A 25,739-nucleotide genomic window follows, 5' to 3' on the forward strand; every position below is an offset into this window, starting at 1 on the left:
GGGGGAAACGCTTACCGGCAGATCCCGTAATTGTATGAGGTACACTATCGTGCCTCTTTTATACCTGGTTGTTTTCCTAACCGGGTATTTTTTTAACCTATAAAATAAATAATTTCACCTGGGTATCATTGTTCATTTTGTTGACGTTTTATCAAACCTATTTTTAGTATTTTACGTAAAAAGGCGCACATCATTGCCGGATTGGTATAACATAACAGTATTGTTTGCCAATCTTAAAACTGTGCTCAATAAGGGGAGTTGTTAAAATGAGCCGCTTGCAGCCACATTTATTGAGTATAAAGAGACTTATGAAGAACATTAATAAGCCGTTGCTTGTACTATTCCTGTTGGTTATTTGTTCATTAGCAGGGTATAGTCAAGTTTGTACATTGAATGTAACCATATCCTCAACAGCTAATACGATATGTTCGGGAAAGAATGTAACGTTAACTGCTAACCTATCGGGTGGTACAGGCCCATTTACCTATATCTGGAACACCGGTGAAAATACGCCATCTATTGATGTAAACAAAGCCGGAACGTATACTGTAACGGTTAGTGATAAAACCCCGGGCTGCCAGCCAAAAGTTGCCAGTATTCCGATTACCGCTGTAGCTTCTCCAAATCCGCCTACGGTAGCCAATCAGGTTGTTTGCCCCAATACTTCGGCAACATTAACAGCAACGGCTCCCGGAGGAACTTACCAGTGGTATGATGCCGGTGGCAATTTCCTGTTTACAGGTAACCCATATGTAACAGGCCCAATTACTCAGGGCACCATTTTTTATGTGGAAACCACTATAGGAAGTTGTACCAGTACACGAAGTTCGGTTGTTGTTAATGTAACAGGCCGGCCAGGCATTCAGGCAGATCCGGTGTGTTATGGTAGCCCCGCAACGTTAATAGCATCGGGTGCCGACAGTTATGCCTGGTATTCAAATTCCGCAGGAACAGGAACTCCATTGAGCAACGATGCAACCTATATAACGCCCCCATTATTTGCAAATACCACTTATTATCTTTTTACAGTAATTAAAGGTTGTACCAGCTCCGGTATACCTGTAGTTGCCCGAATCAATGCGCCACCTGCAGTTCCCGTACTTCCCGCCGGTGGCTACAGCACTTGTTCCGGATCGGCTATTACGCTGCATGCTGATGCCTCGGGGGTAGCTGAGTGGTTTGATGTGCCTTCAGGAGGCACGCCGTTAATTTCAAGTCCGGATTATACAACGCCGGTGCTTACCTCTGCGGTAACTTATTATGTGCAAACACGGGTAGGCGATTGCACAAGCGACCGTATTGCGGTGCCCGTATCTGTAACGCAAATACCGGCCGCGCCACCTTCGCAGTCACCGTCTGCCTGTTATGGCACCGGTATTACCTTAACTGCCGATCCATCGCCTACCGGCACATATAACTGGTATACAGCAGCCACAGGTGGCAGTTCGGTTGGTACCGGCAATACTTTTCAAACCCCGGCTTTAACAAGTAATAAAACTTATTATGTTGAGCATACCACCGGCGGTTGCACAAGCGAACGTACCCCGATAACAATTACTGTTACCCCTGCCCCGGATGCACCGGTGGTGCCCGAAGGGCCGGTAATTTGTAATGGGGCAACAGCCTCTTTAACGGCAACATCGGCACAAGGCGGAAGTTTTCAATGGTTTACCGCGGCCACCGGCGGTAACTCTATATTTTCGGGCGATACGTTTACAACTCCCGCTTTAACAGCCACCACAACTTATTATGTTCAAACCACGGTAGGAACATGTATCAGCGAGAGGTCGGCAATTACTGTGACTGTTTTTGATCCGATCCCTGCCCCTGCTGTGCAACCGGTTCCGGCAATATGTGCCGGTACATCGGCCACACTTACAGCAACAGGCTCGCCCGATGACTATGAATGGTATGACCAGGCCACCGGCGGTAACCTGTTGGTAACCGGCAACACCTATGTTACGCCGGAGCTAACTGCAAATACCTCTTATTATGTACAAAGTATAGCTAATGGCTGCAGCAGCCAGCGTACCCCGGTAACCGTACAGGTTACCCCACTGCCTACCGCCCCAACGGTTAACGGTACTGCAACGGTATGTCCCGGAGACCCTGCCAGCTTAAGCGTTCCGGCTTCGGGCGCAACCATTCAATGGTATACTGGTGCTACAGGCGGTACACCGGTGCATACCGGCAACACTTATACTACCGATCCTTTGTTTGCACAAACAACTTTTTATGCCGAGGCCGTTAATGGCACATGTGTTAGTCCGCGTACCGCTTTCACGGTGTCAATAACATCTATTATTGACCCCCAGTTCCGGTATCCTTCGGGCACGATATGTACATCGGGAAGTAATGTAAAGCCTGCTATTCTTAATCCGGCCGGTGGTACTTTTTCGTCATCACCCGGGCTGGTTTTTGTGAGTAACACCACCGGCGAAATCAATGTGGCGGCAAGTATTCCCGGAAAATATACCATTACCTTTACTTATGGAGGTTCATGCGCGGGAACGGCCAGCCAAAGCATCTCCATAGTAACAACACCGGATGCTACTTTTACATATAATACCCCTATCTGTAACGATGTAAAAAACCCGCTGCCGGTTTTCCAGCCGGGGGCAAGTGCCGGCGTTTTCAGCGAACCAACCGGTAATATCGTATTTAAGAATCCCGGCACCGGCGAGATTGACCTGGTGAGAAGCCGCGCCGGGGGGCCGTACACCATAACCAATACCATAGCCGCAAGCAGCGGCTGTCCGCAAAGTATTGCTACCAACACTATAACCATTTACAATAGGGTTATCATTGATGCAGGTCCGGATCAAACCGTGAAGCAGGGCGATCCTGTACAATTGGCCGGCAGTTTTGGAGGGGGGGCTACATCAGTAAAATGGAAAACAGATGGCGCGGGGACATTCTCCGATGATACAAAGAAGGACGCTGTTTACACCCCTGCCGCAGGAGAAAAAGTTGCAACACTAACTTTAACATCTAATGATCCTGCGGGACCTTGCCTATTAAAGTCAAGTAGTGTTACCATAACTATAAACCCGGTGCCTGCCGCGCCAACGGCCCCTGGTAAATCTGTTTGTACAGGCAGTACAACCACCCTCGTAGCCACAGCGCCGGGCGGAACATACCGCTGGTATAGCGATGTTACCGGTGGAACACCTCTTAAGGTTGGCCCGATATTTACTACCCCGCCAATACTAAACGATATTACTTATTATGTTGCGACAACGGTGGGCGGTATTACCAGTGCGCGTACCCCTGTTTTGGTTAAGGCTATACCCCCTCCGGCAGCACCTACGGTTGGCACCAATAACACAGCGACGGTTTGTGAAGGCCAATCTGCTATACTCACCGCAAGCGGCTCAACGGGTACTTATACCTGGTACAATGTGCCCGTCGGAGGAACTCCTGTACACCAGGGAAACCCTTTTCCTACAGCTCCGTTAACTATCAACAGGACCTATTACGTAGAAACTAAGGTTAACGAATGTATCAGTGAGCGCACTAAAGTTGAGGTAACGGTTACGCCCGCCCCGCAGGTAATAAGCAGCGCCACAGGCGATCCGATATGCAGCGGTACCGCGCTAAATTACGCGATCACCGCCGACCAGCCCGACGCCACTTTTTCATGGGACCGCCCTGCTGTTGCCGGTATCAGTAACCCAGCGGTAACGGGGCAAACATCAAGCACAATTACCGAAACACTGTTAAATAACGATGCAAACGGTGCGGCTATTGACGTGGTATATAAAATAACACCATATTTAAACGGTTGCCCCGGGCCTGTGTTTACATACACAGTAAAGGTAAATGCCACCCCTGTTGTTACAAGCGCTTCGCCAGGCCCGGTTTGTAATGGTACAAGCACCAATTATGAGGTTAAATTTAACACCCCGGCAACAAGCTTTACATGGGGCAGGGAGGCCGTTCCGGGTATCAGTAATGCCGCTGTAGCGGGCCAGGCGTCACCTACCATAAAAGAGGTGCTTTATAATACTACCAATGCGCCCGTTGAAGTTACCTATATGTTTAATTTTAAAACGGGCGACTGTGCGGGAGTTCCGTATCCGCTTAAGGTAACGGTTAACCCGGGGGCGTTAATTACCAATCCGCCGCCGCTGTCGTCTGTTATGTGTAACAACACCCCACTTGGGCTTACTTTAACATCCAATATATCTACGGCTACGTTTTTATGGAGCAGGCCGGCTGTCACCGGCATCAGCAATGCTGCTGTTACCGATCAAACTGCTAACCCTATTAATGAAGCCCTGGTTAATACCACAACAAACCCTATCCAGGTTTCTTATACCATAACGCCTGTAGCATTTGGCTGTCCGGGCACTCCAGTTAAATATACAGTAACTGTAAGGCCCCAGACATTAAAAATAGATGGGCACAGCAACAGCCCCGTTTGCGAAGGCAATGATATTATACTGCAAACCCAGCCTATAGCTGGTGCAAAATATTTGTGGACCGGTCCCAATAATTTCAGACTGGAAACTCAAAGCCCAAGCACAACCATTCCAAACGCCACAGCTGCTAACGCGGGTCCTTATAATTTGTATTTGATAATTAATAACTGCCCGGGCGAGCCAAGTGATCCAATAGACGTTAAAGTTAACCCGCTTCCAATTGTTGATGCCGGCCCCTCGCATAATGTATGTGTTAATGATCCATTTATACAACTTGCCGGCGATGTGATTAGCGTATATAAAACCGGCATTTGGAGTACTAATGGCAGCGGTACTTTCTCTAAACAGGATGAACTGAAAGGACAATATTTTCCATCAACTGCAGATAAGAATGCCGGTTCCGTTACTTTAACCCTTACATCAACAAGTCCTGATGGGTGTTCAGCCGTATCCAAAGATGTGATATTTAAGTTTGCGCCGGATCCTGGTGCCGATGCCGGGCCGCCAAGCATTGATAATGTTTGTAACCAAAACCCTATGGTAGCGTTAAGCGGCCAGCCGCTTTCGGGCACTACGGTTAAATGGACTTCAGCATCGGGCTTAGGTAAATTTATTCCTTCGGATGATGTATACGCTCCAACCTTTCAACCCGACCCGATTGATATTGCCAAAGGCTCGGTTAAATTAACACTTAGGGCAACCCAGGCAGATAATTGTCATACGCCTACTGATGATATCACCATCAATTTTGTTCCACCGCCAACAGTACAGGCAGATGCAGCCGGCGATACAAGATATGTATTAAAAGGGCATACCATTACTTTAAACCCGGTAGTAGGCAGCGAAAACGTAACCTATGAATGGACACCGGCCACCGGTCTGGATAACCCTACAGCTAAAAACCCGGTAGTAACAGGTGATCAGGATATCATTTATCAACTGAAAATCACCGATAAGTCAAACGGCTGCGTTAACAAGAGCACTGTTGCGGTTAAGGTTTCGCCGGTAATAAACGTTAGTAACACCTTTACACCAAACGGTGATGGGGTAAATGACTTTTGGGAAATTAAAGGCTTAGTAGCATATGAAAATTCTACCGTTGATGTTTACAACCGCTACGGGCAACTTTTATTTCATTCTGTAGGCTATCCTAAACCCTGGGATGGCACTTACCAGGGAAAACCGCTACCGTCCGGTACTTACTACTATATAGTAAATACAAAGATGAATAACATTGTTATTTCGGGCTATGTAGTGATTTTGAGGTGATGGAATGCAATTAGCAAACAATTTAATGAGTTACCGACGCTTAATTGTTAACCAATAAGTTTTCAGCCGCCCTGATACTGCATTTTTGATATTTTACATAAGCCGCAACTGCCCGCTTCCGAATGCTTGATTGCGATTCGTTATTGACATAGCCTGTTATTGCATCATGGAGAGTGTAGGCCTCGGGGCACATGAGCCCGGTTGTTAAAAGCAGGGGATTAGCTTTGGCAGTACTAATAAAATCGCCAAAGTATTTTTTGCTGATACAGGCCAAAATGATGCAATCCCGGGTTTTGCTATCTGCATTTTTAAATTCGTTGGGTAGTTTGAAGTCCATCAGCCCATCATGACCAATATAAGCCAGCAATTGCGCATTGCCATTAATGCCTATAACCCGTCTGTTATAATGTATGGTATCCTTTAATTGGCCCGCGCAACTAAATAAAAAATCTTCGGTAGTTTTTTCAATAGCCTGGCCATCCCAGGCATCGGCTACTAAATAAACCTTTTTTGTGCGATGCCGAAAGATGAGCCTTTCCAATATTATTGGGCCTCTTTTTTGTTTTTTAAGCAATTGCCAGTCTTTACTTTTTTTAAAATAGGTGCGCACACCGTTATCGCTGCCCCAATATAAATTGGTTTCGGGATCCTGACCATTTCCAATTACGGGCGGCACAGGTACTATTCCCTGATATTTATTATCGCAAAGGGCAACAAAAACATGGATTACTTTAAAAGCGGTATCAGTATACGCAATGGTTTTAAATTTGGGCACAGCCGCATGGCTGCTACCAGTTTGGGCAGGCTGTTTTACAGATGGTTTGCACGAGCAAATGAATAAACATATCGATACCGTAAAAATCCGGATCTTGATATGTGCTATGTAACCCATCGCCTGTTTATTTAAAAATAACGCTTTATTATTTTATTGATAGCCATCCCCCAAAACTGCCCTAAAGCCTCGGCCCCCTTTTTATTAGGGTGAAGATAAAAAGTACCTTGTTTTCCATTCTCCGGGATGAGGTCAGTTAAATGATTTTTTTCGAAGTAGGCGAACGCTTTGGTATCGCCCACAAAAACCTGTTTGGGATTTGTAACTGCATATGCTTTTATAAGCTCATCTATCATCGGCACATAACTCTGCAACCTGCTCAGGCCTTCCTGTAAATATTTGGAGCCATTATAGGTATTAGGACTGTACCATAACGGATGCTGGAAAATGATAACCGCTTTTGGAAAATCGGCTAAAAGTTTATCAGCTATGGTCTTTAAATTTTTTTGATAATCTTCGGGCGATACGGGAGCACCATGCGGCCCGTGTATAGCACTGTCATTTGTGCCAAGTTTTACCGAAAATATGAGTAATGCGTCCTTATTGGTAAAAGCGTTAGCCGCTTCTTCAACTTTGGCAAAAGTACCTGTGCCTGGCAAAAAATCGAGCGTGGTGTAGCCGCTATGGCCCTGGTTACTGAAACTTACTGTGTCCAGGTTCTTTTGTTTTTGCAGATAAGCTGCTGCCATGGCTGGCGGCGCTTCAGTTGCCGGATTGGCCAGCTGCACGCCCTGGGTTATGCTGTTGCCTATGAATACAATGTTTAAATTTGGCTTTTTATGCTGCGCGAATGTTATTGCCGAGGCAACGAATAACAGAACAACAGCTAACAGGTATTTTTTCATTTATAAATTGAGTATTGAAATTAAAAAATCGTTACCATTTTATCCCCATATTCCAGAACATGAAAGCCCATTTATCAACCTGGCCATTGATGAGCTGGGCTGTACTTTGTCCTGCTCCGTGGCCGGCATTGGTTTCAATGCGGATAAGTGTTGGCGCAGTACCCTGCTGGTATTCCTGCAGGCGTGCCGCAAATTTAAAGGAATGGGCGGGTACTACACGGTCGTCATGATCGGCGGTAGTAACCATGGTAGCAGGGTAAATGCCCGGTTTAAGGGCATGGTACGGTGAGTAGTTATAAAGATATTTAAACATTTGTTCCGAATCTTCGGCGGTACCATAATCATAGCTCCAGCCGGCCCCGGCAGTAAATTTATTATACCTCAGCATATCCAGCACACCAACAGCAGGGAAAGCTACTTTGAACAAATCGGGGCGCTGGGTTAGCATTGCCCCAATCAGCAGGCCCCCGTTTGAGCCGCCCGAAACGGCAAGATAATCTTTGGAGGTATATTTGTTTTTGATAAGGTATTCGGCCGCGGCAATAAAATCATCAAACACATTTTGTTTTTTTAGCTTGATGCCTTTGCGGTGCCAGGTTTCGCCGTACTCGCCGCCGCCCCGCAGGTTAGGCACAGCATAAATACCTCCATGCTCAAGCAATATGATGTTTGATGTACTGAAAGCAGGGGTTAAGCTAACGCCAAAACCACCGTAAGCATACAGCAAGGTTGGGTTTTGCCCGTTAAGTACCGTCCCTTTTTTATAGGTGATGATCATTGGGATCTTTGTTTTATCCTTCGAGGTATAAAACACCTGTTTTGATTCATACTGTTCAGGATCAAACTTTGCCCCCGATTTTTTATAGACAGCGGAGGTACCGGTTTCAATATCCAGCTTAAAAATAGTAGGCGGGTATATATAATTTGTAAAAGTGTAATAGGTAACCTTGTCTTCTTTTTTTGTGCCGAAACCCGATGCGGAGCCTATTGATGGCAACTGGATAGTACGTTCAAGTTTGCCATCCATATTATATTGCTGGATCAGCGAGGTGGCACCCTGCAGGTATTCGGCAAAAATTTTGCCTCCGCCGGTAGTGGCGCTTAACACGTTTTTAGTTTCGGGGATAAGGTTTTTCCAATGGGTGATACCCGGTTCGCCGGCATCAACAGTAACTATTTTAAAATTGGGCGAGTAGATATTGGTGAGGATATAAAGCTTGCTCCCCACATTATCCAAAACGCTGTGCTGGTTATCAAAATTGTTCACAACGTTAATGATCTGGCTGCCGGGTTTACTCAGGTCCCGGATATAAAGCTCGTTGCCGGTTGTTGAAGTGGCGGCTGTGATCACCAAAAAGCGTTCATCCTCGGTAAGGTAAGCGCCTATGTAACGGCGAGGGGTTTTATCACCGCCGAAGATCAGCTTATCGGTACTTTGAGGTGTGCCCAGCTTATGGTAATAAAGTTTATGAAATTGTGTCATACCCGAAAGCTGGCTGCCTTCTGTCGGCTTATCATAGCTGCTGTAATAAAAGCCATCGGTACCATGCCATGCCAGTCCGCTGAATTTTACATCTTTCAGGGTATCACCCACAACGCTTTTATCTTCGGTGTTAATAATGATAACCTTGCGCCAGTCCGAGCCTCCCTCAGAGATCTGGTAGGCTGCCAGCTCACCGTTTTTGCTAAACTCGATGCCTTGTAAAGAGGTAGTACCATCGGCAGAGAATTTATTCGGGTCGAGAAAAACTTCGGGGGCGCCGTTATCGCCTAATTGGCGATATAGCACATTCTGACTTTGTAAGCCGTCGTTTTTATAAAAGTAAATGTATTTACCTTCCTTAACAGGGGCGCTGTACTTTTCGTAGTTCCATAAAAACTCCAGGCGCTTATGAATGTCGGCGCGGTAAGGGATCTGATCGAGATAGTTGAACGTTACCTTATTTTCTTCCTGTACCCAGGCTTTGGTATCATCGGCATGGTCATTCTCCAGCCAGCGGTATGGATCGGGCACCTGTGTGCCAAAATAGGTATCAACAACATCAACTTTTTTTGTTTTAGGGTATGGAAGTGTTTTTATAGTCATTTGTGCATGTGTATAGCTGCAAAATAAAACAGCTAATGCTAATAAACAGAACGTTTTTGTCATGGTTGTTTAAATTACAGGCAACTAAAGATAGCCATTCAGGTTACATTGCCGCAAGGCAATAACGGTTCAAAAGGTTAAAAGTTGTTAATTTTACACCCGGTTGCTGTTTAATTGCCCGTGGCAGGCTATATTAGCGGCGTGAAAAAACTGTTGTAAAATAAGGGCAAATTATTAAAAATTACCCCCTTTAACTTTTTGCAGTTGATAACCCGTGTGATTTTTAACCCGGAAGCGGAGCTTGTTATCACCGAAGTATCAATAATAATGCGTTTTTTTACACGTTTGCTTTGCGGTTAAGGATGCAGCGGCAACTAACGGTAATACAGTTACATAATAACAAACATGAAACAAACCCTTACTTTTTTTACAGCAGGCCTTTTAATGCTGCTGGCATTTACTTCAAAAGCTCAGGATACCAACGATAAAGATGACGAAACCAAAGTAAAACTTAAACCTTATGTGGGCTTAGGTATGGGTATTTCTTATCCGTTAAGCGATTTCCAAAAGGTGGATTATAAAAATAATAAATCGGGCTTTGCAAATAAGGGCGTTACCTTCCAGCTTGACGGAGCATATTATATCTACAGAAATTTTGGTATCGGTTATACTTTTTCATACCAGGACCAAAGCAATTTTTCATATGATGACGACCTGATATTATCGCAAGGCTATACAACCGATTTTAAAGCCGACCAGGGAACCGTAACAGCCGATAAACGTTACCGTAGCTTTAACCTGTTAGTAGGCCCGCAATACACCTTTGTATGGCGAAGCCTGTCATTTGATTTAAGAGCATCGGCAGGTGCTATCAAAAGCCAAACATCACCGCAGTTAACCATTAGTGTTGCCGGTGTTGACGCGCAAACCGGCAGCATTACCCAGCAAAGTGCTAAAGGCTATGCTTTTGCTTACGGCGGCAGCGCGGCTATCAGGTTTGATATGGGTGCCGGCTGGGGTTTATCGCTTAAAGGTAATTATGTTAAATCGCAGGGATATGATGTAACAACAACCGGGCGTACGCTTAATGTAGGCCGTTTAGTCACCAAACAGCCAATTACCGAAGGACAAATTGTATTTGGCTTGTACAAAGCTTTTTAATTGAAGCTAAAGGCGAAATGCATAAAGCTTAAGGCTAAAAAACCTTAATAAGATTATTCTCTTATAAACAAGAAAAGCAGATCATTGATCTGCTTTTCTTGTTTATAAGGTGTTGATAGTTTGTTAGTTAACCGTGATCTGCTCTGGTTTGTCGGCTACGATTTCGGGCTGACCTTTAAAAAACTCAAATGTGCCGGTTGCGCATACGTGTTTTCCTTTTATCGTAGACAGGTCGAGCTTTATTTTATTGCCCTTTATCGCTATGGTGTATTTTTGCCTTGGGTAAGCCGCGCCTAAGTTTAATAGGGTAAGTGTGTCGCTCACCGCTTTGTACGAGTAAACAGTATCGCACAAAGTGCCTGTTTTGCCTATATTAGCCTTGAAATCAGCCATGGTAAAGCCTTTTGACTGTGCAGATGCCTTACTGGCAAAAACAATCATGATCAATGCCGGCAGTAATATTTTTTTCATTGCTTAATATATCAGTGCTTTGGCGCTTGCTGGTCTTCGTCTTTTTTATCCGGAGCAGGGGCATAGCCATCTTCAAAATTTAAAGTAAACGCTGATTCTGATGCCCTGGAGGCCGCGTTCAGTCCGGCTACATCCGGTTCGCTTTTATCAATTATTTCGTTACCGGTATCCTGGCCTTCATTCTGCTCATATTCATTGCCGGGGTCTTTATCTTCCTGCGCATCGTCAAGATTTGGGTTTTCGGGGATTGCCATAATTTTAATGTTTAATGTATGCTGAATAACCACTAAGATACGGCGTTGTTTGCTGGTTATTGTGTAACAATCTTTATCTTTTCTGTTTGGCTGTTAAAACGTACTTTTGCCGATATGCCGGTTCGCGACAAACTCTATTTTGCTTCTGATGTTCATTTAGGCACAGGCACATATGCCTCAAGCCGCCAACGCGAAGATAAGATAACGCGCTGGCTCGACAGTATTAAGCATGATGCCGCCGAACTATTCCTGGTGGGCGATGTTTTCGACTTCTGGTTTGAATACAAAACCGTAGTGCCCAAAGGCTACATCCGTTTCCTTGGCAAACTTGCCGAACTTGCCGATGCCGGTGTAAAGCTTTACCTGTTTAAAGGCAACCACGATATGTGGATGTTTGATTATTTTGTAAATGAACTGGGCGCAACTATCATCAGCAACGAATTAAAAATTGAGCGCGGCGGAAAGAAATTTTTCATTCATCATGGCGATGGGCTTGGTCCGGGGGATAACTTTTATAAGTTTTTGAAAGGTTTTTTCAGGAGCCGGTTTTGCCAGTGGCTGTTTGCCCGCATTCACCCAAACCTTGGCGTGGGAATCGCCAATAAATGGAGCCGCCACAGCCGGGATACCAATGCAAAGAAAGAAAATCCAAAACCAGGCGAACAGGAATGGCTGGTAAATTTTTGCCGTGAAGAATTAAAGACTAATTTTTACGATTACCTTGTTTTTGGCCATCGCCATATGCCGCTTGATATTCAAATGACCCCTCAAAGCCGTTATATTAACCTTGGCGAATGGATTTCATATTTTTCTTATGCGGTTTTTGATGGTAATGAATTGAGGCTGGAGTATTTTGTTTAGTTCATGGTTAATAGATCATGGTTCATGGTTTTTGATTGGACTAATTGATATTGATAGGGTGGCTTTGCTATGATCCATGAACTATGATCTATAAGCCGAGCTACCTATGGTCCATAAACTATGAACCATTGGCGGGGTGCTCTATGATCTATGAACCATCATCTATAAACTAAGAAAAACAACTTACAATCCGCTGAATTAAAATATGCAGTAAAATGCGTACTTTTGTGCACTTTTTTGCAGTAAGCCTGTAAGCCGCCCGAAACGTTAAATCTTTCATAAGCCGGTTCAATATCAAACAGTTTTAGCTGCATTATTATTTATAAAATATGTTAGATAAATTAGAGCTGATATACGAGCGCTGGAAAAATGTTGAAGGTGAGCTAAGCAATCCTGAGGTAATGCAGGATATGAAGCGTTTTGCCCAGTTGAATAAAGAATATAAAGATCTTGCCAAAATTGTTGATGAGTATCATATATACCGCAACATTATGAGCAATATCGAAACCAATAAAGAGATCCTGGCTACCGAAAAAGATGAAGAGTTTCGTGAGATGGCCAAAATGGAACTTGACGAACTGCTTGCTCAACAGGAAGTAAAGGAGGAAGAAATTCGCCTGATGCTGATTCCTAAAGATCCTGAAGATTCTAAAAATGCTATTGTGGAGATCCGTGGTGGTACCGGTGGTGATGAGGCAGCCCTTTTTGCCGGCGATCTTTACCGCATGTATATGCGCTATTGCGAAAAACGCGGCTGGCGTACCGAGCTGGTGGATTATACCGAAGGCACCAGCGGCGGTTATAAAGAGATTGTATTTAACGTAAACGCCGAAGACGCTTACGGAACCCTTAAATATGAATCGGGCGTACACCGTGTACAACGTGTGCCTGATACAGAAACACAAGGCAGGGTGCACACATCAGCAGCTTCGGTGGTTGTATTGCCCGAAGTTGATGAGTTTGATATCGACCTGCAGGTTAGTGATATCCGTAAAGATTTGTTCTGTGCTTCAGGGCCTGGTGGTCAGTCGGTAAATACTACCTATTCGGCTGTGAGGTTAACCCACATCCCTACAGGTATTGTTGCCCAGTGCCAGGATCAGAAATCACAATTAAAAAACTACGATAAGGCTTTACAGGTACTACGTTCAAGGGTGTACGAAATGGAGCTGCAAAAGCACCTGGAAGAAACATCAAAAAAACGTAAAACCATGGTGTCAACCGGCGACAGGTCGGCCAAGGTACGTACCTATAACTATCCTCAGGGTCGTTTAACTGAACACCGGATCGGTCTAACTATTTACAACCTGCCTGGCGTATTGAACGGCGACCTGCAGGAAATCCTTGAATCGCTTCAGTTTGCAGAGAATGCTGAGAAGCTGAAAGAAGGTACAGTAGCGTAAGTTATAATCAGATATTAAATAGAAATCCCCAGCCGTAAGGTTGGGGATTTTTTGTTTAGGAGAAATCTTTAAGAGCGAATCACTTTAAAGAGAGGGCCTGTCAGTCTGCGCGCGAGTCTTCGACAGGCTCAGACTGACAGGCCCTCTTTTGTTATTTTACCTTCAGAGTCCACGGATTTAAACACTCAGCATGACACCCATTTGAATTGTTGTTGCTGGCACGAACGCATATTACAACTTAAACTTACCCTTCAAAGCCGCCAGCTTCAAAGCCATATCTGTCTCCGGTTCTTTTTCAACCCTTTTATTAAAGTTGGGCTTGTTGTTATTGCCTTGCGGACGGCGGTCATCGCTCCGACGCTGGTTCGGTTCGCTTTTGTCGTTCTCTTTCATGGATAGGGCAATACGCTTGCGGTTCACATCAACCTCGGTAACAGTTACCTCAACCTTTTGATGTACTTTCAATACTTCGTTAGGGTCTTTAATGTAGCGGTTGGTGATCTGGCTCAGGTGAACAAGGCCATCCTGGTGAACGCCGATATCAACAAAAGCACCAAAGGCTGTAATATTGGTGACGATGCCCGGCAGCTTCATGCCAACTTTCAGATCGCCGATAGCATTTACACCTTCTGTAAAGCTGAAAGCTTCAAACTGCTCGCGCGGGTCGCGGCCCGGTTTGGCAAGTTCGGCCATGATATCATTCAGGGTTGGCAGGCCAACTGTTTCGGAAACATATTTTTGCAACGGAATGCTTTTGCGCAGGGTTGGATTGCTCATCAGGTCTTTCACCGTACACTTCATATCAGTAGCCATTTGTTCAAGCAAGCCATAACGCTCCGGGTGAACTGCACTGGTATCCAACGGGTTTTCGGCATTGTGGATCCGGAGAAACCCTGCTGCCTGTTCAAAAGCCTTATCGCCCAAACGCGGAACTTTTTTCAGTTGCTCGCGGCGTTTAAAAGCGCCGTTCTGGTTGCGGTATTCTACAATGTTCTGTGCCAATTGCGGACCAAGGCCTGATACATAAGCCAGGATCTGTTTTGAGGCAGTGTTTAACTCAACCCCCACCGCGTTCACGGCGCTGATCACTGTGTCATCTAATGAGGTTTGCAGCTTGTTCTGGTCAACATCATGCTGATACTGGCCTACACCAATTGATTTTGGGTCGATCTTTACCAGCTCGGCCAATGGGTCCATCAAACGGCGACCAATAGATACGGCCCCTCTTACGGTTACATCATAATCCGGAAATTCTTCCCTCGCCACTTCAGATGCCGAATAGATAGAAGCACCGCTTTCATTAACCATTACAATAGTCACGCCCGGTAAATTCAGGTTGCGAACAAATACTTCTGTTTCGCGGCCAGCGGTGCCGTTACCTATAGCAATAGCCTCGATATTGTATTTCTGGAACAGGTGCTGTACCGTTTTTTCGGCTTCACGCGCCTGGCCTGCACCGGTGTGTGGGTAAACGGTGGTATTTTCAAGCAGTTTGCCCTGCTCATCCAAACAAACCAGTTTACAACCGGTACGGAAACCTGGGTCAAGCGCCATTACGCGTTTTTGACCAAGCGGTGCGCTCAGCAATAGCTGGCGGGCATTTTCTGCAAATACGCGGATCGCTTCCTCATCGGCTTTCTTTTTGGTAAGCAGGCGCACCTCTGTTTCCATCGATGGTTTTAACAGGCGTTTGTAGCCATCGGTAATAGCCAGGCGGATTTGTCCGGCAGCTGGGTTGTTTGCTTTGATAACTGAATTTTCCAATATCTCCAGTGCATCATCTTCTTCAGGTTTCAGGTCGAGCCATAGTATCTCTTCCTTTTCGCCGCGGCGCATGGCTAATACGCGGTGCGATGGCGCTGTTTTAACAGGCTCAGTCCATTCAAAATAGTCTTTGTACTTAATGCCTGCCTCTTCTTTGCCTTCAACCACTCTTGATGCAAAAGTGCCTTTTTCAACAAACAGCTCTCGGATTTTGGTACGTATTTCAGCATTTTCGGCTATGGTTTCGGCAATGATATCCCTTGCGCCGGCTAAAGCTTCTTCAACGCTGGCTACGCCTTTTTCATCGCTGATATATTCGGCAGCTATCAGTTCGGGGTCGATATTTTTTTGTTCCAATAAAACATCGGCCAATGGCTGCAGGCCTTTTTCGCGGGCTGTAGTAGCACGGGTTTTGCGTTTTGGGCGATAAGGAAGATAAAGGTCCTCCAAAGTAACCATCGTTTCTGCTTCGTTGATCTGTTTTTCAAGCTCGGGCGTTAGTTTGCCCATGTCTGTAAGCGATTTCAGGATAGCCTCACGGCGTTTATCCAGTTCCCGCAATTGCTGTACACGATCACGAATAGTGGCAACCTGTACCTCGTCCAAACTGCCGGTAAGTTCTTTACGGTAACGGGAAATAAACGGAACGGTAGCTCCTTCATCAAGCAAGCCTACCGTAGCGGTAACCTGTTTCTCAGCTACAGAAAGCTCTGTAGCTATTATTTTATAATGAATACTCATAATCAAAATTCGGACTGCGAAGTTGAGGGAATAGGCTTACAATTCAAAAAAAGATTGCTAACAAAAAGTTGAAAGTTTTTGATTGGGCTATTGTTGGTAATGTAAATATAGGGTACATTTTGTTATCCGGCAGTTTTAAAATTGTCTCTGCGGCGCGCTAAACCGCCCGATGTTAAAAATGCTGATCTTTTCTTTAAGTTTCAAAATGCAAAGAATGCATGATCACGATAAGTAACATTAGCGCAATGGGTAATTACGTAATGACAATTCGGGAAATGTATGGTCATTTATATCTTTTGCTTCGCCTTTATTTCCAGGTAGCGGTTTACTGTGTTTATGGTAAGGTTTTGGGGGGATGTCAGTATCGACTGGATGCCGTGGCTGGCCAGCTCTTTTACCATCAATTTTTTATCGTAAGCAAACTTTTCGGCAATGGTTTTTATGTAGATGCCTTCAACATCTTTGGCAGGCTGTTCGCTCAGGGTTTTTAATTCCGTATTTTCAAAGAAGACTACCAACAGCAGGTGAAACTTGGCTATCCGTCGTAAAAAAGGCAACTGCCTTTGTAATGCAGGTAAGCTTTCATAATTAGCGAAGAAAACAACGAGACTTCTTTGTTTTATTACCCTGCGTACAGTAGTATAAAGCGCCTCCATGTTGGTTTCAAGGTAACGGGTTTTTTCCTTGTATAAAACCTCCATTATCTTATTAAGCTGTGCGTAATTCTTATCGGCAGGCACTATAGAACCTATTTTTTCGCCTACAGTTATTAAACCCGCTTTATCTTCTTTAAGCAGGGCTACGTTTGATAGCACAAGGCTTGCGTTAATGGCATAGTCCAATAAACTTAACCCTTCAAAAGGCATCCGCATAGCCCGCGATTTATCAATGATGCAATAAACGTGCTGCGATTTTTCGTCGGTATAGGAGTTTACCATCAGGTCGCCCCGCCGGGCTGTGGCCTTCCAGTTTATGGTGCGATAGTCATCGCCCGGAACATAGGATTTTACCTGTTCAAACTCCATACTGTGGCCAATCCTCCTGATTTTCTTAATGCCTATCTCGGTGAGCCGGTTTGATATAGCCATCAGTTCATACTTACGCATTTGTAAAAACGAAGGATAAACGGGCAAAGTCTCAGCCTGCTCAAAATTGTAACGTTTAGATACCAGACCAATAGCCGATCGCACAAAAACCCGGATAAAGCCAAACTCATATTCGCCCCGGCGGGTTGGCCTCAGTATGTAATTAATCTGCTTACGTTCGCCGGGGGCAAGGGTTGTAGCAAACCAAATATCACGTTTCTGAAACTGTGCGGGGATCTCATCTATAATTCCGGTGTTAATCCTGAAACTATACCGGTTTTCGATATAAATACTAAGTTCGTTTTCGTCGCTGTTGCTCAAGCGCTCGGGGGCAAGGCGTTTGGCAGACATGCCATCTGCAACACGGTAAAGTATAAACAGATCGGCAATTAATAATGCCAATAAGGCGTAAAACGCGATGTCGGGCATAATGCCCAGCCAGGGGAAGAAAAACGAAAGTAAATACAATACCACACAGGCAGCAACCGCGCCGAATAAACGGTTAGTTAAAAACAAGTTGGTATAAAATAGTCGGAATAGTTTTTTCACGCGCTTTACTATCGTGGCACTTCAATTTTTTGTATTACCTGGGTTATCACCTCGTCGGGCGTTACGCCTTCCATCTCCTTATCAGGCGTTAACATAATACGATGGCGGAGCACAGGGGCGGCAACATAAATAATATCATCGGGCGTAACAAAATCACGCCCCCTGGTAGCAGCAAGCGCTTTGGCTCCATTAACAATAGCCAGCGACGCACGCGGCGAGCCGCCCAACTGCAGGTATTTGCTGTTACGTGTTTCGTGGATAATTTTAGCTGTAAACTCCAGGATCTTATCTTCTACATGCAGGGCCCTCACCTGGTTGCGCAACTGGTTGATATCCGCAGCGGCGAGTAAAGGTTGTACCTGGCTTAGCTGATCGGTTGTTTTTTGCTGATGCTGACGACTAAGGATAGTTATTTCCTCTTCAAGCGTTGGATATTTCACTTCTATCTTAAACAAAAACCTATCCAGCTGGGCTTCAGGCAGGCGGTAGGTACCTTCCTGCTCAACCGGGTTCTGTGTTGCAAAAACGGTAAAAGGCTCTTCCATTTTGTAACGGTGCCCATCAATAGTAAGCTGTCGCTCCTCCATTACCTCAAACAAGGCCGACTGTGTTTTTGCCGGTGCACGGTTGATCTCATCTATCAGGATGATATTACCGAAAATAGGCCCTTGTTTAAATTCAAACTCGGTTGTTTTAGGGTTAAAAACAGAGGTTCCCAGGATATCCGATGGCATCAGATCGGGTGTGAACTGAATACGGGAGTACCGGGCATCTATAGTTTTGGCAATAAGCTTTGCGGTAAGTGTTTTGGCAACGCCCGGCACACCTTCAATCAGGATATGCCCATCGGCCAGGATCCCCGCAATAAGCAAATCGATTGAATCATGCTGACCTACGATGATGGTTGCCAGCGTGGCTTTTATTTGCTCAACAGCAGTGCTTAATTTAGATAGATCGGTACGTTGTTCAAAAAATTCGTTTTCCATATTTATCTGGATTGGATATAAAATTGTTCAATAAGTTGGTTAAGCCTGATGAGCTCTTGATCTGTTACAATGTCATGAGTACTGATGAAGATAAATGCACCGGACAATTCACGGGCAAGGTCTTCGGTTGCACCGGTACGGTTAACCAGTTCTTCTACAAATTCGGGACCTGGCCGGTTTGCTTTTATCCGGTAGGTTTCGCGTATAAAAGCCCAGAAATACTGCATTTTTTTCCGGGCGATGTTAATGTTGTCCCTTCGTTCATAGTATACCTGCCCCACTACGTTCACGAAATCAACAGTTGAGTTTTCGAGCGGATTAATAATTGGGATAATGCGCTGACGTCTTTTCGTCTCATATAGCACAAATATCAGCAAGCTAAACAACGTCAGATAGTAAGCCGCTTTCAACTGCGCATTCCCAAGGAATACCCTCATCGGCGAGTCATTCTCACCGGTACCCTGGGTATAATATTCATCCCAAACTATCTCTGGCGTTTTCTTTACCATGGATAAAGCAGTAGAAGCCCATTCGGCCCCCTGAGGCTTTAACAAGCTGTAGTTAGTGAACATACCCGGATTGGGCGTTAAATACAGGTTGCCTTTCCCCATCGGATACTTCAGTAAGTTGGCCTTATGGTCGTCCGTTTCACCTATAACTACTGCATGTGCGGTATCAAATTTATCGTAATAGCCTGCCGTTAAACCTTTATCAACAAAATAATTCACCTCGGGCGACAGGGCCGGGTTTACAAAATGCATTAACGTATGAGCATTTCCATTAACCGCAAATTTATTAGTGATGCTTATTTTAAGTTCCTTTTCAAAATCGGCCCCTAAAAATCCGGCGGCAATAAAAACATCGTTACCGGCAGTTATATATTGCTTAAGCTGTTTAAAATCGGGCTTGGTAATATTGAGCCCTCCTGCTATGATAATATAGGATGAACCCTTAATGGAATCTTCGGCAATAGTATTGTAAATGGCCTGGCGTTTAGGTTTGATCACAGCACCGGGAAAAATATCCCGGGCACGCTCATAAAGCATCCGCGTGCCATAGGGGATTTTATCAGTATTGCTGAACGTAGGCGTCCAGTTAATATCCCTGGGCTTATTCATGTTTGCCACTATGTAAACGGCAAACAATACTGTGGCTATTATAAAGTAAATCTTAAGGTCCTTCATAACAGCTGTTTTTTAAAGTTTTGAAACAACTGGTTTATATTGCCAAAAGCAGCGCCATCAATATTGAAACCGCCATACCATACATATTCAAACTGCCGGGTCAACGACACAAAAGACTGCCGTACGGATGGATTATTTAATTCGTACACATATGCTGAATTGGTTTTTTCGGGCAGCCATTGGATAAGGCCGTTATCACTGAGCTGTTTTAAACTCCGCAGATAAAGCAGGCGAACAGCCAGCCGGTAGTTATGATTTGAAATTGCCTTTTCAATCTCCTCATCAAAATTAATTTCGTGGATATTCTCTGCCGATTCGGTATAGGCCAGCGGTGTTTTACGGGACTTGCCCAGTAACAGGTTGCCCATATCCATACCCAAAAGTTTCATGATGAAGAAAATGATCGCACCTACAGCCAGTATCAAAAAGAAGTACTTTAAAAAAGATCCAAAGCCGGGGCTTATGCTTAAGCTGCCAAACAACGTACGCCAAAACCACATCCAAAACCTATCCCAGAACGACAGCTCATTGCCTATACTTTTATCGTTATACTGATATTCCTTGTCGGCCCGGTATTTATCAAGCGCGTCTTCGTTAAAACGGCGTACGTTAACCTTCGAGCTATCCATACGCAAAACCAGGGGCTTTTTTTTGGCAACGGTATCTGTTTTTAAGGAGATAGCATGTCCACCAACTTTAGCAGCCGCCGGCTTGAGGGCAAAGCACAACAGTATGAAAAGGATTAGTATCGGTTTGGGCATAGCTCAATTAGTATTGTTCGGCAGGCAGATCGTCGGCCTTATCGGCATGTGTGCCAAATGCTTCTATACGCTCTAATATCCCGGTTCCGTCTTTTCTTTCCTGGAGGCTAAAATAACACAAGGCAATGGCTATGGTTGGAATAGCATAAGTAAGTAGTAAAATATTTTGAAGCATACTGAAAAATATCACTGCTGCTATTGAAAGATATTTAAAAGAAACGAGGATCCGTAATGAGGCAACAAGCATTAAAGGTATACTGGCAATTGAATTACTTACGCTAACTATCAGCGAACAAACAAATATGATCCCAAAAACCATCCACCAGTTATCTTTTATAAGCCGGAAGCCTTTATTGAATGAGTATCCAAATGAGGCATTCTCCATGATCATGGTAGGCAAAATAAGGTAAAATATCGGCGTAAGATATATGCCTGGTATTATACAAAATAAAAAACCGAAAATGAGCAGGATGAATAATAAAAGACCACTCCCTAACGAACGGAAAAAGTAATATTTAAAATAACCCCAAACGTCTTGCGCCGTTGGTTTATCTCCTTTTTTTTCAAGATAAACCGCGACAAAACACAGGGTAGTAAGGTATATAAAAAATTGCGCCAGCATCATCACGAAACCGTTTGCAGCAGCACTTATACCCACTTTGAGGGTGCTGTTATAGTCGCCTTTAGCGCCTGGATCAAGACTGTCATAAACAGATAATTGTGAAAATGCAGTGGCAACAGTACCAACCAGCACAAAAAAGCCGCAGATAACGAGTAATGACGAAAAAAGCGGTTTGAAATTCTGTTTCAGGAAGGTGAAGGTGTCATTTATTATTTCGCCAAAATCACGGATCCTCCTCAGTTCAATAATATATTTCATTTAATGATCGGTATTAATATAGTTTAGGTTTTTATTCAATTTTGCGGGGTAAAGGATCACATACCATATCATGAACAGTAATGATGAAGCTAATATAATAATACTTAGCCAAACAGGCATTTCGGTATGCCGTGTTACAAAACTTTCAAAAAAGGCAGCTAATAATATAATGGGAATGAGGCCTACCGTAATTTTTAATCCCTCGAGTGCTCCTTTTTTTAAGGATTGCAGCCGGGTATACGTTTTGGGAAACAACAAACTGTTACCAAGTACTAAACCGGCACCACCGGCCACAATAAACGACGACATTTCAAGCGTACCATGGATCCAGATCACCAGTATGGATTGGATTCCCAGTCCCTTGCTGAAAAAATAATACTGAAATGAGCCAAGCATAACGCCGTTCATTAAACTGGCGTATAATGAACCAACAGAAAAAAATAAGCCCATCACAAAAAAGCGCAGTTCGACATAAACATTATTGATGGCTATCTGTAAAAACATCAGCCCCGAAGAACTGCTTTTATATACACCGAAAGGGTCACCTTTCGCAATGTTATCATTGGTCATGTTCACATAATCATCGCCAAGGATAAGCCGTACAAAATGATTATCGTATTTGGCCGAAAGCACTCCCATACAGGTAAAAACAGCAAAGAAGATAAGCGAATACAATAACTGCCTGCGATGCTGAAAAAAAAGCAGGGGCAGTTCGTATCGCCAGAAAGCTGCAAACCTGTTACTTTTTTCCTTTTGATTTTTGTAGATATCCTGGTGAAACGTTGATGCAAGCCCGTTAAGGTACTTTGTTGTATTTGACTGCGGAAAGAAAGTTTTGGCGTATGCCAAATCATCAGTAATGGCTATAAATGCGGCAGCAAGCTCATCCGGATCGGTTGGCTTATTGGTTTCATAGGCCTTCCATTTTTCGGTATTTTGTTTGATAAACAGCGCCTCACGCATTTTAAAAAGCAGGTTTTATTTTTTGTTAAAATACTCACAAATCTTTAATATGCAATCATATTTTACACTAACAAATTTATCTTTGTTAAGATGCAAACCATAACCGTACACACAACACAAAATATTGATATAGACTATGAAATAGCCGGTATTGGCGAACGGATAGTTGCCCGCATAATTGATTACGCCATTTTCATTGCTTTCTATTTCATCCTTATTTTTCTCATCATCGGAAAAATGCCCGAAAGTGTGCTGGTAACGTGCGCAATAATCATGGCGGCGATATTTGTATTTTACGATTTGATTTGCGAAACGCTGCTCAACGGCCAAAGCGTTGGCAAGCGGATAATGAAAATACGGGTGATCAGCCTCAATGGCAACCGCCCCCGCTTTGGGCAGTACTTGTTAAGATGGCTGATGCGCATGGTTGATTTTGGCATTACCCTTAACCTTGGCGCGTTACTTTGCGCCCTGGTGACTGAAAACGGCCAGCGTATAGGTGATGTGGTTGCCGGGACAGCCATGGTAAAAACACATCCGCGTACCAAAATAGACAGCTTAACATTCAGGCCATCGGGCGACGATTATGAACCTACTTTTAAAGAAGTAGCTGAGCTAAACGATAACGATGTAAGGCTGATAGCCGACGTGATACATAATTACATGAAAACGCATAATGCCGTTGTGGTTTACAATATGGCGCTCAAATTAAAAGAACATCTGAAAATATCCGCCCAGCCCCCCGATATGAACGACCTGCAGTTTTTACAGGCTATTATCAAAGATTACAGCCATGTAAGCGCCATGTCTGAACCTTATCAATAAGCAACATGATTATAAAGATGACACATCTTTATAACATAGCTGATAAGCACGATACTACCATTGATCATAAAAACGGTTTTCTTTACAACCGCTTTGTCAGTATCAAGTTTAAAAATAACATCGGCTACGCCGTAGAGAAAAAAAAGGATCAGCGGAATAGCCGCGGGATATAAGAGCAAGCTTTTTTGAAAATCGCCCTGAATGAGCGCCATCACTGATCGCTGAAAGCCGCAGCCGGGACAATCTATACCCGTAAGGTATTTAAAAGGACAAGGTAACAAATGTCCCTGTAGCCAGTGGATAAATCCCAACCGGCTGTAGGAAGCATATATCATGATATTATTTAACCACATTAATAGTTTTGTGGAGGAGGGTTTTGATTATTGAACGGATCACGATAATCATTTGGATTGAATGGTGTAGCACCTTGTGCCTCTTTGGCAGATGGCCCCAAATAGGTTGCGCTTCCAAATCCCAGAATCGGATAAAAAATAAATGGGAAGATAATCAGACCAATTGTAAAACCTTCACTTTTACCAAAGCTTTTACTTAACAGGTTAATCATCCAAATACCAAAAATTATATTAGCACAGGGGATCAAGAGCATGATAATCCACCAAATCGGTTTTCCGATTATCTCAAGCAGTACAATGATGTTATAAATTGGAATGATTGACGCCCAACCAGGTTTTCCTGCTTTGGTGTACACTTTCCAACTACCAATCACCACAATAACCCAGATTATAAGGCACGGGATGAAAAATGCACCAAAAATAGCACCAGCCATGCCCGCAGACATGTCGGAAGAAGAAGTGTAAGAATCCATAATTTTGTTTAGTGTTTAAGTTTAAGTGTTATTATTTGTTTAAGTTCAATGCAAATTATAAATTATTTTTATCAAAAGCACCAGCATAACGTATTTATTATAGAACCTGTAATTATAATTTATCCTTAATTTTGACTTGATGCAAAGAGAACAGATTTCGGTTTTTGATATGTTTAAGATAGGCATAGGCCCGTCGAGCTCACATACGCTTGGCCCCTGGCGTGCAGCCCAGCAGTTTGTGCAGTCGCTTGAGCAACAGGGGGTACTGCCGATGGTGCAGCAGGTTAAGATATTATTATATGGCTCATTAGCCAAAACAGGTCATGGGCACGGTACGGATATAGCTATATTATTAGGTTTAAGCGGCGATGACCCGGTTACTTTCGAGGTGGACCAGGTAACACCTAAAATTGAGCAGATCAAAAGTTCGCATCAACTGATCATCGGTGGTATTTTACCATTAAGTTTTTATGCTGAGGATGACCTGCTGTTCCTTTTTAACGAAAGCTTACCTTATCATCCAAACGCGGTAACTTTCCAGGCATTTTTAAGTACCGGAAAGGCAATTTCTGAAACATACTACTCGATAGGAGGTGGTTTTGTGGTGAAGGAAGGTGCTTCAGGGCAATCAAAAGCAGAGGTTGACCTTCCCTTCCCTATTGATACCGCAGCCGATCTGCTGCACTGGTGTATCAAAACAGGTCTTCGGATTTCGGAAGTGGTAGCCGAAAACGAGCTGGCCTGGCGCAGTGAACAGGAAACCCGTACCGGGGCGTTGAATATCTTCAAGGCATTAAAAGAGTGTATTTACCGGGGATGTCACACTACCGGCCAATTGCCTGGCGGGTTAAATGTGGCAAGGCGCGCCGCAAAATTAAACGCAAGGCTCATCGGGAATAATAAATACAGCAATTATGATGAATGGGTTGCGGCCATCAGAAATACCGGCGACAGCTTTAAAAATACTTTAGATTGGGTAAGCTGTTTTGCATTAGCCGTTAATGAGGAGAACGCTTCATTTGGCCGTGTGGTAACCGCGCCAACAAACGGCGCCGCAGGCGTTATTCCTGCAGTGCTCCAATATTACATTGCTTTTTGCGATGGCAATACCGAGCAAAAGATCATCAACTTTTTATTTACCGCCAGCGAGATCGGAAGTATCTTTAAAAAAGGAGCTACCATATCGGCAGCTATGGGGGGCTGCCAGGCCGAAATAGGCGTATCATCGGCTATGGCCGCGGCTGCTTTGACCGAATGTATGGGCGGTACCCAACGCCAGGTACTCATGGCTGCCGAAATAGCTATGGAACATCACCTCGGCCTCACCTGCGATCCTATCGGCGGACTGGTACAGGTCCCTTGCATTGAACGTAATACCATGGGGGCCATTAAGGCAATAACAGCATCACAATTAGCGCTGCAAAGCAATCCTGAAAAAGCGAAGGTAAGCCTTGATGCCGTGGTAAAAACGATGTGGCAAACCGCGCTCGACATGAACTCGAAATACAAAGAAACAAGTGATGGCGGATTGGCAATTAATATCCCTATCAGTTTGCCGGAGTGTTAATT

General features: G+C 44.2%; 20 protein-coding genes and 1 pseudogene. 7 read left to right on the plus strand and 14 right to left on the minus strand.

All coding sequences use genetic code 11. From position 1 onward, the window contains the following. Positions 1–308: 308 nt before the first annotated feature. Positions 309–5,693, plus strand: coding sequence for an Ig-like domain-containing protein (locus BLS28_RS12550; protein WP_176844444.1), 5,385 nt, complete (start codon positions 309–311; stop codon positions 5,691–5,693). A gap of 40 nt (positions 5,694–5,733) precedes the next feature. On the opposite strand, the gene BLS28_RS12555 is transcribed toward BLS28_RS12550, so the two are convergent. Genes BLS28_RS12555 through BLS28_RS12565 form a run of 3 tightly spaced genes read right to left on the minus strand, consistent with a single transcriptional unit; the run spans position 5,734 to position 9,456 of the window. Continuing rightward, entirely contained in the window at positions 5,734–6,585 is an 852-nt protein-coding gene (locus BLS28_RS12555) for a hypothetical protein (protein ID WP_218134404.1), read from the minus strand. An 11-nt stretch (positions 6,586–6,596) separates the two neighbouring features. Then, on the minus strand, positions 6,597–7,370 hold the full coding sequence (locus BLS28_RS12560) for a GDSL-type esterase/lipase family protein (RefSeq protein ID WP_091167373.1): 774 nt from the start codon (positions 7,368–7,370) through the stop codon (positions 6,597–6,599). A 31-nt stretch (positions 7,371–7,401) separates the two neighbouring features. Continuing rightward, a complete protein-coding gene (locus tag BLS28_RS12565) occupies positions 7,402–9,456 on the minus strand; it encodes a prolyl oligopeptidase family serine peptidase (RefSeq protein ID WP_256337407.1) in 2,055 nt (684 codons plus the stop codon). A gap of 405 nt (positions 9,457–9,861) precedes the next feature. Here BLS28_RS12565 and BLS28_RS12570 point away from each other — a divergent pair, with 405 nt between their 5' ends. Next, positions 9,862–10,617, plus strand: a complete 756-nt coding sequence (locus tag BLS28_RS12570) for an outer membrane beta-barrel protein (RefSeq protein WP_091167378.1) — start codon at positions 9,862–9,864, stop codon at positions 10,615–10,617. Positions 10,618–10,740: 123 nt separating this feature from the next. Here BLS28_RS12570 and BLS28_RS12575 read toward each other — a convergent pair whose 3' ends face one another. Together BLS28_RS12575 and BLS28_RS12580 are read right to left on the minus strand one after the other, a co-directional pair. After that, complete coding sequence (locus tag BLS28_RS12575) at positions 10,741–11,088, minus strand: hypothetical protein (protein WP_091167380.1); 348 nt, start codon at positions 11,086–11,088, stop codon at positions 10,741–10,743. 11 nt (positions 11,089–11,099) lie between these two features. Continuing rightward, positions 11,100–11,342 (minus strand): hypothetical protein, encoded by a 243-nt coding sequence (locus BLS28_RS12580; RefSeq protein WP_091167382.1) that lies wholly within the window; start codon positions 11,340–11,342, stop codon positions 11,100–11,102. A 114-nt stretch (positions 11,343–11,456) separates the two neighbouring features. Between BLS28_RS12580 and BLS28_RS12585 the strand changes: the two genes are divergently transcribed. Continuing rightward, positions 11,457–12,203 (plus strand): UDP-2,3-diacylglucosamine diphosphatase, encoded by a 747-nt coding sequence (locus BLS28_RS12585; protein ID WP_091167651.1) that lies wholly within the window; start codon positions 11,457–11,459, stop codon positions 12,201–12,203. Positions 12,204–12,532: 329 nt separating this feature from the next. Further along, positions 12,533–13,606: a peptide chain release factor 1 gene (gene prfA, locus BLS28_RS12590; RefSeq protein ID WP_091167385.1), complete on the plus strand. Its 1,074-nt coding sequence runs from the start codon at positions 12,533–12,535 to the stop codon at positions 13,604–13,606. Between the two features lie 231 nt (positions 13,607–13,837). Here the strand turns inward: prfA and BLS28_RS12595 are convergent, their stop codons facing one another. The 7 genes from BLS28_RS12595 to BLS28_RS12625 all read right to left on the minus strand — a co-directional run bounded on the left by BLS28_RS12595 (position 13,838) and on the right by BLS28_RS12625 (position 22,519). After that, positions 13,838–16,111, minus strand: coding sequence for a Tex family protein (locus tag BLS28_RS12595; protein ID WP_091167387.1), 2,274 nt, complete (start codon positions 16,109–16,111; stop codon positions 13,838–13,840). 287 nt (positions 16,112–16,398) lie between these two features. Next, positions 16,399–17,745, minus strand: a complete 1,347-nt coding sequence (locus tag BLS28_RS12600; RefSeq protein ID WP_091167389.1) for a DUF58 domain-containing protein — start codon at positions 17,743–17,745, stop codon at positions 16,399–16,401. A gap of 8 nt (positions 17,746–17,753) precedes the next feature. Then, a complete protein-coding gene (locus BLS28_RS12605; protein WP_091167392.1) occupies positions 17,754–18,731 on the minus strand; it encodes an AAA family ATPase in 978 nt (325 codons plus the stop codon). 2 nt (positions 18,732–18,733) lie between these two features. After that, entirely contained in the window at positions 18,734–19,915 is a 1,182-nt protein-coding gene (locus BLS28_RS12610; protein WP_091167394.1) for a DUF4350 domain-containing protein, read from the minus strand. After that, the gene (locus tag BLS28_RS12615) at positions 19,912–20,676 is read right to left on the minus strand and encodes a DUF4129 domain-containing protein (protein ID WP_091167395.1); all 765 of its coding nucleotides are present in this window, start codon (positions 20,674–20,676) and stop codon (positions 19,912–19,914) included. The genes BLS28_RS12610 and BLS28_RS12615 overlap by 4 nt, the downstream gene beginning before the upstream one ends. 7 nt (positions 20,677–20,683) lie before the next feature. After that, entirely contained in the window at positions 20,684–21,556 is an 873-nt protein-coding gene (locus tag BLS28_RS12620; RefSeq protein WP_091167397.1) for a hypothetical protein, read from the minus strand. Then, positions 21,557–22,519 (minus strand): stage II sporulation protein M, encoded by a 963-nt coding sequence (locus BLS28_RS12625; RefSeq protein WP_091167399.1) that lies wholly within the window; start codon positions 22,517–22,519, stop codon positions 21,557–21,559. It lies immediately after the preceding gene. 90 nt (positions 22,520–22,609) lie between these two features. Between BLS28_RS12625 and BLS28_RS12630 the strand changes: the two genes are divergently transcribed. Next, the gene (locus BLS28_RS12630) at positions 22,610–23,344 is read left to right on the plus strand and encodes an RDD family protein (protein ID WP_091167401.1); all 735 of its coding nucleotides are present in this window, start codon (positions 22,610–22,612) and stop codon (positions 23,342–23,344) included. Positions 23,345–23,361: 17 nt separating this feature from the next. Beyond that, on the plus strand, positions 23,362–23,517 hold the full coding sequence (locus tag BLS28_RS31325; RefSeq protein WP_256337414.1) for a hypothetical protein: 156 nt from the start codon (positions 23,362–23,364) through the stop codon (positions 23,515–23,517). Between the two features lie 18 nt (positions 23,518–23,535). Here the strand turns inward: BLS28_RS31325 and BLS28_RS31560 are convergent. Both BLS28_RS31560 and BLS28_RS12640 read right to left on the minus strand, forming a co-directional pair. Beyond that, a pseudogene (locus tag BLS28_RS31560) lies at positions 23,536–23,697 on the minus strand (DUF2752 domain-containing protein); the annotation flags it as partial. Beyond that, the gene (locus BLS28_RS12640) at positions 23,697–24,170 is read right to left on the minus strand and encodes a DUF5684 domain-containing protein (protein ID WP_256337408.1); all 474 of its coding nucleotides are present in this window, start codon (positions 24,168–24,170) and stop codon (positions 23,697–23,699) included. The gene BLS28_RS12640 and the pseudogene BLS28_RS31560, both read right to left, overlap by 1 nt. 139 nt (positions 24,171–24,309) lie before the next feature. On the opposite strand from BLS28_RS12640, the gene BLS28_RS12645 reads away from it, so the two are divergent. Next, positions 24,310–25,737, plus strand: coding sequence for an L-serine ammonia-lyase (locus BLS28_RS12645; protein ID WP_091167403.1), 1,428 nt, complete (start codon positions 24,310–24,312; stop codon positions 25,735–25,737). Positions 25,738–25,739: the final 2 nt, after the last annotated feature.

It is taken from the genome of Mucilaginibacter gossypii, assembly GCF_900100945.1.
Taxonomy (GTDB): Bacteria; Bacteroidota; Bacteroidia; order Sphingobacteriales; family Sphingobacteriaceae; genus Mucilaginibacter; species Mucilaginibacter gossypii.

Excerpts from the sequence above, each read along its gene's own strand:
- BLS28_RS12550 (WP_176844444.1), top strand. The coding sequence starts at position 309 with ATGAAGAACATTAATAAGCCGTTGCTTGTACTATTCCTGTTGGTTATT.
- BLS28_RS12555 (WP_218134404.1), bottom strand. The coding sequence starts at position 6,585 with ATGGGTTACATAGCACATATCAAGATCCGGATTTTTACGGTATCGATA.
- BLS28_RS12560 (WP_091167373.1), bottom strand. The coding sequence starts at position 7,370 with ATGAAAAAATACCTGTTAGCTGTTGTTCTGTTATTCGTTGCCTCGGCA.
- BLS28_RS12565 (WP_256337407.1), bottom strand. The coding sequence starts at position 9,456 with ATGACTATAAAAACACTTCCATACCCTAAAACAAAAAAAGTTGATGTT.
- BLS28_RS12570 (WP_091167378.1), top strand. The coding sequence starts at position 9,862 with ATGAAACAAACCCTTACTTTTTTTACAGCAGGCCTTTTAATGCTGCTG.
- BLS28_RS12575 (WP_091167380.1), bottom strand. The coding sequence starts at position 11,088 with ATGAAAAAAATATTACTGCCGGCATTGATCATGATTGTTTTTGCCAGT.
- BLS28_RS12580 (WP_091167382.1), bottom strand. The coding sequence starts at position 11,342 with ATGGCAATCCCCGAAAACCCAAATCTTGACGATGCGCAGGAAGATAAA.
- BLS28_RS12585 (WP_091167651.1), top strand. The coding sequence starts at position 11,457 with ATGCCGGTTCGCGACAAACTCTATTTTGCTTCTGATGTTCATTTAGGC.
- prfA (WP_091167385.1), top strand. The coding sequence starts at position 12,533 with ATGTTAGATAAATTAGAGCTGATATACGAGCGCTGGAAAAATGTTGAA.
- BLS28_RS12595 (WP_091167387.1), bottom strand. The coding sequence starts at position 16,111 with ATGAGTATTCATTATAAAATAATAGCTACAGAGCTTTCTGTAGCTGAG.
- BLS28_RS12605 (WP_091167392.1), bottom strand. The coding sequence starts at position 18,731 with ATGGAAAACGAATTTTTTGAACAACGTACCGATCTATCTAAATTAAGC.
- BLS28_RS12610 (WP_091167394.1), bottom strand. The coding sequence starts at position 19,915 with ATGAAGGACCTTAAGATTTACTTTATAATAGCCACAGTATTGTTTGCC.
- BLS28_RS12615 (WP_091167395.1), bottom strand. The coding sequence starts at position 20,676 with ATGCCCAAACCGATACTAATCCTTTTCATACTGTTGTGCTTTGCCCTC.
- BLS28_RS12620 (WP_091167397.1), bottom strand. The coding sequence starts at position 21,556 with ATGAAATATATTATTGAACTGAGGAGGATCCGTGATTTTGGCGAAATA.
- BLS28_RS12625 (WP_091167399.1), bottom strand. The coding sequence starts at position 22,519 with ATGCGTGAGGCGCTGTTTATCAAACAAAATACCGAAAAATGGAAGGCC.
- BLS28_RS12630 (WP_091167401.1), top strand. The coding sequence starts at position 22,610 with ATGCAAACCATAACCGTACACACAACACAAAATATTGATATAGACTAT.
- BLS28_RS31325 (WP_256337414.1), top strand. The coding sequence starts at position 23,362 with ATGACACATCTTTATAACATAGCTGATAAGCACGATACTACCATTGAT.
- BLS28_RS12640 (WP_256337408.1), bottom strand. The coding sequence starts at position 24,170 with ATGGATTCTTACACTTCTTCTTCCGACATGTCTGCGGGCATGGCTGGT.
- BLS28_RS12645 (WP_091167403.1), top strand. The coding sequence starts at position 24,310 with ATGCAAAGAGAACAGATTTCGGTTTTTGATATGTTTAAGATAGGCATA.